The organism is Streptomyces tricolor (assembly GCF_002155905.1).
Taxonomy (GTDB): Bacteria; Actinomycetota; Actinomycetes; order Streptomycetales; family Streptomycetaceae; genus Streptomyces; species Streptomyces tricolor.
The window spans coordinates 1-8,868 of sequence record NZ_MUMF01000480.1 but is presented as its reverse complement, the minus strand read 5'-3'; the positions used below and the strand labels follow the sequence as shown (position 1 = coordinate 8,868).

Below are 8,868 nucleotides of genomic sequence, written 5' to 3'. Positions count from 1 at the left end.
CGACGCCCTGCAGACCGACGCCCCCATAAACCCGGGCAACTCAGGCGGTCCGCTGCTCGACTCCCAGGCCCAGGTCATCGGCATCAACTCCGCCATCCGCTCGGCCGGCAGCGGCTCCGGCTCCGAGGGCGCCCAGGCCGGCTCCATCGGCCTCGGCTTCGCCATACCCGTCAACCAGGCCAAGCGGGTCGCCGAGGAGCTGATCAACGACGGTCACGCCACGCACCCCGTGATCGGCGTCACCCTCGACATGGGCTACACCGGCGACGGCGCCCGTATCGACAGCAAGAGCGCGGGCGGCGGTCCCGCCGTCGCCGAGGGCGGCCCCGGAGAGCGGGCCGGACTCAGGGCGGGCGACGTCATCACCGAGGTCGGCGGGGAGCGCGTCCACAACGGCGAGGAGCTGATCGTGAAGATCCGCGCCCACCGGCCCGGCGACCGGCTGCGGCTGACGGTCGAGCGCGACGGGACCGAGCGGGAGGTGTCACTCGTGCTGGGCGCGTCGGAGCAGAACTGACACAAGTCTCACCTCGGGACGGTACCGGTCGGACAGGAACGCCGGGTACCGTTGAGCGACCGAGGACATCGCAAGGAGCGTCAGGTGTTCAATGACATAGGACCACTGGAGCTGGTGACCATCATTGTGCTCGCCGTGCTCGTCTTCGGTCCGGACAAGCTCCCGAAGGTCATCCAGGACGTGATGCGCACGATCCGGAAGATCCGCGAGTTCTCGGAGAGTGCGAAGCAGGACATCCGCAGCGAACTGGGTCCCGAGTTCAAGGACTTCGAGTTCGAGGACCTCAACCCCAAGACGTTCATCCGCAAGCAGCTGGAGAACGACGAACTGGGGCTGAAGGAGATCCGCAACGGATTCGACCTGAAGAAGGAGATGGCCGAGGTCACGGACGCGGTCCACGGCCGCGACAGCGGCAGCTCCTCCTCTTCGTCATCGTCCTCCTCGTCCTCCACCGGCGGGCGCGTCGACATGACCAAGAAGCCCCAGACGCCCGGCGACGACGACCGCCCGCCCTTCGACGCGGACGCCACCTGAGCGCTGCCGCCGCCGCTCCGCCCTGCCGACACGCGCACGCGGGCGTACGCCGCACACGTGACGCGTGTCATACCGCGCACCCGTCGCGCACGGCCTGAACAGGCCGTTCGCGCGACCCACGCATCCAGCGCCTGCCCTGCCGCTCTCAGCCGTGTGGATATGCTGCCGAGTTGTTGTGCGGACCGGACGCGTACGCCCGAAGGGGGGCGGGCCACCCCGGTCCGACGAGAGCGAGGAGGCGTCCGGGCAGATGGAGACGACGAGTCGGGTGGGCGCGCAGGCGCCGGCCGCGGAGGGCGGAGAGCAACTCCCCTCCGCCCGGCGTACGGTCGACGGTTACCTGCGGGCGCCCTTCCCGTGGTACGGGCTCGACGAGGCGTTCACGGGGCCGCGCTGGCTGATGCAGGTCGGCGCGGCGGCCGACGGCGCCGTCGAGCACGGTTCGATCGGGCACGGTGACGAGCCCTCGGTGCGGGGCGAGACCGGTTCCGCCGGGGAGCAGCGGGAGAAGTTCGCGGTCGTGGTGACCGTCGCCGCGCAGCCGTCCCGGCGCAGCGCCGACGGCACGGGCCTGCTGGAGGCGACGTCGGTGTCCTCGGCGGCCTGGCTGGCCGGGGTGGGGCTGCTGTCGTTCACCTGGCCCGGGCAGATGGACCACAGCCTGCGGGACGACTGGCTGGAGCAGCAGACGGAGACGGCCTGGGCGCTGGCCGACGACCTCGACGGCCCGGAGTGGTCCCGGCTGTCGCTCCCGGTGGACGGCGTGGCGGCCTCGTTCCACTACCGGGAGTCCGAGTACGGCTGGGTGCTGGCCGGCACCACCGAGGCGGGCGTGCACCTGGGCGCGTACGGGCGGGGGATGAGCGCGTACGGGCTCGGCTTCGCCGCGATCAAGGACATCACCGCCTACGCCTGACGTTCCGGGCCCGGGGGCGATGCCTCCCGGGCCCTGTCGGCCGTCCGCTCAACGGGTCAGGCTGGTGAAGATCGTTACGACGGCCACGACCTGGGCCAGGATCCAGGTGATCTGACCGGACAAACCGCGCATCTGGTACACGGACAACAGCAGGGCGAAACGGCTGGGCCAGTACTGCCGTTCCTCCCGGAACGTCGCCATGTCCATCCAGATGCTGGTGAGCGTCAGGACGACGAGCAGGAGTGCGGCGTACAGGAGGAGTTGGCGATGGTCCGTGTCCATGATGCGGACGAGCGCGGCAGCCAGCACCGTCGGGAGGCCGTAGGCGGCAGTGAGGATCCAGGCCCGCGCCTGGCTCCGGTGGCCGGGCAGCAAACGCCACAGTGCCCCTAGCGTGAAGCCGGCGACCGCCCACGCCAGCTGATAAAGAATGAGGTTGGCGGCGAACTCCGGAAGACCGATGGGAGTGTCCAGGATTTCCTGTCGCGCATAGGGATCCCACGTCTGATAGTAGAGAAGCAGCGCGGTGGCCGGTGCGCCGAACCAGAATGCGAGTCGCGCTGCGCGGACGGCATTGGACCACCAGTGTCCCTCCGGCCCCCAGGCCAGGGTGACGTCCAGCACCGAAATGTGCTCCGGTGGGTCGTTTCCTTCACATGCGGAGACCAGCCACTGGTGCAGTTGGTGCAGATCTTCTTTCAACTGTCCGAAGGTCACCCCGTCGGCATTACCGCGATCCAGCAAATGCATCTGATGGTTCGCGTTACGGTATTGGTGGGCTTTCTCCCGCAGTTCGCTCTGGTGCTGCTCGGTGCCCAGCCTCACCATGCAGAACTGCTCTCCCAGTTGGCTCAACACGGACCACCGGCGCCCCAGGGCAAGAACGAAGTACAGCGCGAGAATGTTCAGCCCCAGCCAGATTCCGTACAGCCCGCTGGCGCCCGCGAATTTCGCGGCCCGGACTCCGACGAAGAAGGCGAACAGGGAGACGATCAGCAGAATGTCCGGCCTGCTCGGCCCCAGCGGGAATCGCCCGTATCTGCGGCGGCCCTCTGCCCGCGGTGGCATGTTGCGCAAACGCAGCAGGGCCAGCAGGGCCACTCCTGTCAATACCCAGCTGTAGGCGAAGGTGCATCTCAGGTCGGTGTAGGAGAATCTCTCGAACAGATCGGTCAGATATGCGTTGTAGCGGGCAGTGGGCTGTTGATCGACGAGCCAGTGGATGCGTGCCCACCGTCGCTGGTGAGACCACCAGGCGCATGCCAGCAATGCCATGGCGACGTTGGCCAGCAGGCATCCGACGATGGTCACACACTGAGCGGGGGCCTCGTCCCACTGTCTGGTCCAGCGCTCGCGGAGCAGTTCTCCTTCGCGTGCGAAGCGCCAGGCCCAGGCGACCAGCGCGGCCAACCACAACCACACGGTCGCCAAGCCCGACAGGGCAAGTCCAGTGCGGCCCCAGGCGGTCGTTGTCACCGGTCCCAGGCTCCACGGAAGCCCGAAGACGTCGTGGCCCGGGATCACCAGCAGGCCGATGCCCGCGACCGCACACGCGGGGGCCACGACGGCGCGTGCCTGGCGACGTTGGATGTCCCCCGGCCGGGCCGGCTCGTCAGGGAGGGCGCCGGGCGCAGTCGGTGACGGGCCCGGGCTCCAGGGACGGGCGGCGAGGAGCAGAGCCAAGCCGGCAGGGATGTAGAGAAGGGCGCCCGTCGCGGGGGAGAAATCCGGCTCTTGAACGAACAGGAGCAGGGCCAGAGCGACTCCCGCGCTGAGGCCGGCCCACTCCAGGAGTGTGTGCGTGAAGCGCGTAACGCGCCCATGGTCCGTGTCCGACACCCCCACCGCCGGCTGACGGCCCGCCATTCCCTCCGGTGGCTGCCGTGCCGTCTGGCGCACAGCGGCTGCTTCGGCGCGCTTGACGCGGATCGCGGCCACGGCGATCAGGACCGAGGCGCACACCCACCATGAGGCAATGCCCGCGGTGATCCAGGGCGACTCCTCGAGCGTCACCGGCAACCGACGCTGCCAGGGCGGATCGACCTGCACCTGTACGTCTTCGGGCTTCTTCTCCTTCCAGACCACATCGGTCTCGGTGGAGGACGAAGCCCGTCCCGTGAGGTCGTTGAAATCGAGGCCGCCCAGATCGGCCTTGATCTCGTCCCACCGGATATTCCGAAGCGTCGGCGGCCACAGATAGATCATCCATGTCTTCCCCGCGGGGATGACCTGCCAAGGGCCCACGAGGACGGGTTTCTCCCTGGTGATCCAGTTGTATGCAACGTAGTGCACCTCGACCGATTTGTCGGTCGCGGTCACTACGGGATCATGGGGGCGCCACTCGGTCCGTGCCCCGGGGGTCTCGTTGCCGAGCAGCAGGCACCGCATCGCCTGGCGGTACTGCTTGGACCTCTCGCCGAAGGTCAGATGCTTGGCGAGCGGCCACTGCTTCGGCACCCGCACCGTCATGTCGGACGTGACCCGGGGAACGGAGCGCTTGTGCTGCTCCAGCCGCAGTGTGGCCGTGACGGTGCTGCCCTTGGGGGCGTTCGGCGTACAGTCACCCATGGTTTCCTGCGCATGAGCCGTGCCGCACGCCCACGCGGATGTCACCAGCACCAAGAGCGACAGCAGCCGCCACCACCGAGCCATCGCCATAGGCCGACACCTCTCCATGTCCTCGGCGAATGTAGACAAACCGCTCTATCTGTCATGAACAGACACACGGCAGATCGCTGAGACATGCCTGCTTGGGTGTGCCAACGGCATGTGTCGAGCGATGTGTCCTGGTGGTCGGCTGTCCGGCCGGCCGCCACTTGTCGAGGGGGCCTGACCGTCATACGGGCGAGACTTCGACGGATTTTTCGCTGTTCGGGTCGAATCCGATGGCGGCCTTGATCCGGCTTATTTCCAGCTGCTTTTCTCGAGTGAATTGATAGGTGAGTTGCGGGCAAAAAGTCGGTGGCTGACAATGGGATTCGATGGCCGTCAACTATTTGGCGGAGGAACCATGACCAACATAAGAGTTTCCGCTCCGAGGACCGCACTTCCCCGCTTCGAGGAAGCAGAGGGGCTGGGGCCGCAGGACGCGGAGTTCGTCCGGGACATGGTGGCCGTGCTGGCCAAGCACGGGAATCTGAACCGCTTCGGTCTCTGTCTGCTGCACGACCACTTCCCCCTCGCGGTGGACGAGGTGTTGGTGGAGACGAACGACGTAGCGGCCCGCACGTTGTCCGTGCACGTGGAGAAGGCGGACCGGACGAGGCACCTCAAGGCGTCGCAGTGGCGGTTCGTGCCGCACGCCGACGGTGGGCCGGGCGCCGGGGCAGGGACCTGCCAGGAGATCCTGCTGTGCACCACGCTCGACCTCTGCCCGGGAAGCGCGGACACACATGAGGCGCCGTCCGTGGAAGACGGCGCCTCTGCGTCCTAGGGCCTGAGGCCGGCTCAGAACTTGTTCTTCGGGGTGATGCCCAGAGACAGGCCCGACAGACCCCGCTGCCGTCCCCCCAGCTTTCCGGCGATCGCGCGCAGCGCGGAGCCGGCCGGGGAGTCCGGGTCGGTCAGCACCACCGGCTTGCCCTCGTCGCCGCCCTCGCGGAGGCGGACGTCGATCGGGATGTTGCCGAGGACCGGGACCGTCGTACCCGTGGTGCGGGTGAGGCCGTCGGCGACCAGCTGGCCGCCGCCGGTGCCGAAGACGTCGACCATCTCGCCGCAGTGCGGGCAGGGCAGCCCGGACATGTTCTCGACCACGCCGACGATCTTCTGGTGGGTCTGCACGGCGATCGAGCCCGCGCGCTCGGCCACCTCGGCCGCCGCCTGCTGCGGGGTCGTCACGACCAGGATCTCGGCGTTCGGGATCAGCTGGGCCACGGAGATCGCGATGTCGCCGGTGCCGGGCGGGAGGTCCAGGAGGAGGACGTCGAGGTCGCCCCAGTAGACGTCCGCCAGGAACTGCTGGAGGGCGCGGTGCAGCATCGGGCCGCGCCAGACCACCGGGGCGTTGCCCGGGGTGAACATGCCGATGGAGATGACCTTCACGCCGTTCGCGGACGGCGGCATGATCATGTTCTCGACCTGGGTGGGCCGGCCGTCGGCGCCCAGCATGCGCGGCACGCTGTGGCCGTAGATGTCGGCGTCCACGACACCGACCTTCAGACCGTCGGCGGCCATGGCCGCCGCCAGGTTCACCGTCACCGAGGACTTGCCCACGCCGCCCTTGCCGGACGCGACCGCGTAGACCCGGGTGAGGTTGCCCGGCTTGGCGAAGGGGACCTCGCGCTCGGCCTGGCCGCCGCGCAGGGCCGCGGCCAGCTCCTTGCGCTGCTCGTCGCTCATCACGTCCAGGGTGACGTCGACGCGGGTGACGCCCTCGACCCGGGAGACCGCCTCGGTGACGCGCTGCGTGATGGTGTCACGCATCGGGCAGCCGGACACCGTCAGATACACGGTGACCGCGACCGCTCCGTCCGCGCCGATCTCCACCGATTTGACCATCCCGAGTTCGGTGATCGGGCGGTTGATCTCGGGGTCGTTCACCGTCGCCAGTGCCTCGCGCACCGCGTCTTCCGTAGCCATAAGGACGATGGTACGGCGCGCCGAGGGGCCGCAGGGATGCCCCTCAGCGGTCGTCTGTGTCACGTCCTGGTGGGCGTTCCGTCCGTTCCGCCGGGAATACGACATGGCCCGGGTGCCCGTCGTGGCGGCGGCGTTCCTCCAGCTCCTTCATCAGATCCTGCAGCTCCGAGCGGATCCAGTCGCGGGTGGCCACCTCGCCCAGACCCGTGCGCAGCGCCGCGACCTCCCGGGTCAGGTACTCGGTGTCGGCGATGGACCGCTCGTTCTGCTTGCGGTCCTGCTCCAGGTTGACCCGGTCGCGGTCGTCCTGCCTGTTCTGCGCGAGCAGGATCAGCGGGGCCGCGTAGGAGGCCTGGAGGGACAGCATCAGGGTCAGGAAGATGAACGGGTACTCGTCGAAACGCAGATGGCGGGGCGCGGCGACGTTCCACAGCACCCACATGATGATGACGAACGTCATCCAGACGATGAAGCGTCCGGTGCCCAGGAACCGGGCGATCTTCTCCGACAGCCGCCCGAAGGCCTCCGGGTCCCACTCGGGCAGGATCCGGCGGCGCGGCGGACGCGGCTGGTCCAGCCGGGGCGCGCGGGGGCGGCCGGCGGCCGTGGCCCCCGCCGGATGACGCTCGCGGGTCGCGGTCTCGCGCTCAGGAGCCATGCGTGGGCGCCTCCTCTCCGTCGTCCAGGTGGAACTCCGTCTCCCGCCAGTCCTCGGGCAGCATGTGGTCCAGTACGTCGTCCACGGTCACCACGCCGAGCAGCGACCCGGACTCGTCCACCACGGGCGCCGCCACCATGTCGTACGTGGCGAAGAACCCGGCGACGACCGGCAGCGCGGCGTCCGGGTCCAGCGACTGCAGATCGTCGTCCACGAGCGAGCTGACCAGGGTGTACGGCGGATCGCGCAGCAGCCGCTGGAAGTGGACGGTGCCCAGGTACTTGCCGGTCGGGGTCTCGTCGGGCGGGCGGCAGACGTAGACCTGGGCGGCGAGGGCGGGGGACAGGTCCGGGTTGCGGACCCGGGCCAGCGCGTCGGCCACGGTGGCGTCGGGACGCAGCACGATCGGCTCCGTGGTCATCAGACCGCCGGCCGTGTGCTCCTCGTACGACATCAGCCGGCGCATGTCGGCCGCGTCGGCGGGCTGCATCAGGCTCAGCAGCCGCTCCTTGTCCTCCTCGGGCAGCTCGCCCAGCAGGTCGGCCGCGTCGTCCGGATCCATGGCCTCCAGCACGTCCGCCGCCCGCTCCTCCTTCAGCTTGCCGAGGATCTCGATCTGGTCGTCCTCCGGCAGCTCCTCCAGTACGTCGGCGAGCCGCTCGTCGTCCAGGGCGGCGGCCACCTCCGCCCGCCGCTTCGGGGAGAGGTGGTGCAGGACGTTGGCGAGGTCGGCGGGGCGCAGCTGCTCGAAGGTGGCGAGCAGGCTCTCGGCACCCTGCCCGTGCTCCTCCAGGGAGAACCCGGTGACGGCCGACCACTCGACGGTCAGCGTCTCGCCCTTCGCCCGCCGGAAGGCGCCGCCCTTCCTGCCCTTGCGGACGAAGACGCGGTCGACCTCCCAGTCCCGGCGGGCGGGCAACTGCTGCACGGCCAGGTCGAGGACGGTGACCTCCTCGCCGGTCTCCACCAGCGTCACGCGCCGGTCCAGCAGCTCGCCGAAGACCAGCCGCTCGGTGGGCCGCTGCTCGAAACGGCGCACGTTCAGCACCCCCGTGGTGATGACCTGCCCGGACTCGATGCTGGTCACCCGGGTCATGGGCAGGAAGATGCGGCGCCGGGTGGACAACTCGACGACCAGCCCGAGGGCGCGCGGGGGCCGTCGCCCGACGCGCAGCATGACGACCAGATCGCGGACGCGGCCCACCTGGTCGCCGGTCGGATCGAAGACGGGGACCCCGGCGAGGTGCGAGACGAAGATCCGGGGGGCGCCGGCTGCCATGGCTGTGCTTCCTTTGCGTGGGGATCGTGTGAGTTGCTCAGATATGCCCGCACGGGTGCGCTTCAGGCTAGCCCGTCCTGTTCGGATACGCCCTGGTGGGCGGTCCGGACGGACTGGCTCCGCCGGGCGCCCGGGGCACCGGTACCCTGCGGTACGCCGCTCAGGAACCGTCAGAAAGGCGACCCCACCTGTGACTGCGATGCCCCAGGGCCGTACCCGCCGGACCGCGCTGGTGACCGCGACCTGCGCACTGGCCGTGACGGGAGCGATGGTGCTGTCGGGGTGCGGCGGCGACGATCCGGACGCGGGCACCAACGGGGTGGGCAAGCTGCCCGCCGCCAAGATCCAGGCGAAGACGCGGGCGGCGGCGGACGCGGCCTCCG

At 69.3% G+C, this 8,868-nt stretch carries 8 protein-coding genes and 1 pseudogene; 5 read left to right on the top strand and 4 right to left on the bottom strand.

Annotation, left to right across the window (positions count from 1 at the left end):
* The 3 genes from CCN44_RS30405 to CCN44_RS30395 all read left to right on the top strand — a co-directional run.
* The coding region (locus CCN44_RS30405; protein ID WP_143650054.1) for a S1C family serine protease at nt 1–517 on the top strand (517 nt) is incomplete at its 5' end.
* A gap of 84 nt (nt 518–601) precedes the next feature.
* Nucleotides 602–1,051 carry a sec-independent translocase gene (locus CCN44_RS30400; RefSeq protein WP_059252446.1) on the top strand — a complete coding sequence of 150 codons (450 nt, stop codon included), beginning with the start codon at nt 602–604 and terminating at the stop codon, nt 1,049–1,051.
* Between the two features lie 250 nt (nt 1,052–1,301).
* On the top strand, nt 1,302–1,967 hold the full coding sequence (locus CCN44_RS30395) for a hypothetical protein (protein WP_059252447.1): 666 nt from the start codon (nt 1,302–1,304) through the stop codon (nt 1,965–1,967).
* A 48-nt stretch (nt 1,968–2,015) separates the two neighbouring features.
* On the opposite strand, the gene CCN44_RS30390 is transcribed toward CCN44_RS30395, so the two are convergent.
* Nucleotides 2,016–4,625, bottom strand: a complete 2,610-nt coding sequence (locus CCN44_RS30390; protein ID WP_086701180.1) for a DUF6185 family protein — start codon at nt 4,623–4,625, stop codon at nt 2,016–2,018.
* Between the two features lie 352 nt (nt 4,626–4,977).
* On the opposite strand from CCN44_RS30390, the gene CCN44_RS30385 reads away from it, so the two are divergent.
* Nucleotides 4,978–5,400, top strand: coding sequence for a hypothetical protein (locus tag CCN44_RS30385; RefSeq protein ID WP_059252449.1), 423 nt, complete (start codon nt 4,978–4,980; stop codon nt 5,398–5,400).
* A gap of 14 nt (nt 5,401–5,414) precedes the next feature.
* Here CCN44_RS30385 and CCN44_RS30380 read toward each other — a convergent pair whose 3' ends face one another.
* From CCN44_RS30380 to CCN44_RS30370, 3 genes are read right to left on the bottom strand one after another with little or no spacing between them, the layout of a single operon-like run.
* Nucleotides 5,415–6,548, bottom strand: coding sequence for an Mrp/NBP35 family ATP-binding protein (locus CCN44_RS30380; RefSeq protein WP_059252450.1), 1,134 nt, complete (start codon nt 6,546–6,548; stop codon nt 5,415–5,417).
* A gap of 43 nt (nt 6,549–6,591) precedes the next feature.
* Nucleotides 6,592–7,206: a DUF1003 domain-containing protein gene (locus tag CCN44_RS30375; protein ID WP_059252451.1), complete on the bottom strand. Its 615-nt coding sequence runs from the start codon at nt 7,204–7,206 to the stop codon at nt 6,592–6,594.
* Complete coding sequence (locus CCN44_RS30370; protein ID WP_059252452.1) at nt 7,196–8,485, bottom strand: magnesium transporter MgtE N-terminal domain-containing protein; 1,290 nt, start codon at nt 8,483–8,485, stop codon at nt 7,196–7,198. Before CCN44_RS30370 ends, CCN44_RS30375 begins: the two co-directional genes overlap by 11 nt.
* Before the next feature lie 190 nt (nt 8,486–8,675).
* Between CCN44_RS30370 and CCN44_RS30365 the strand changes: the two are divergent.
* Nucleotides 8,676–8,868, top strand: a pseudogene (locus CCN44_RS30365) (hypothetical protein); the annotation flags it as partial.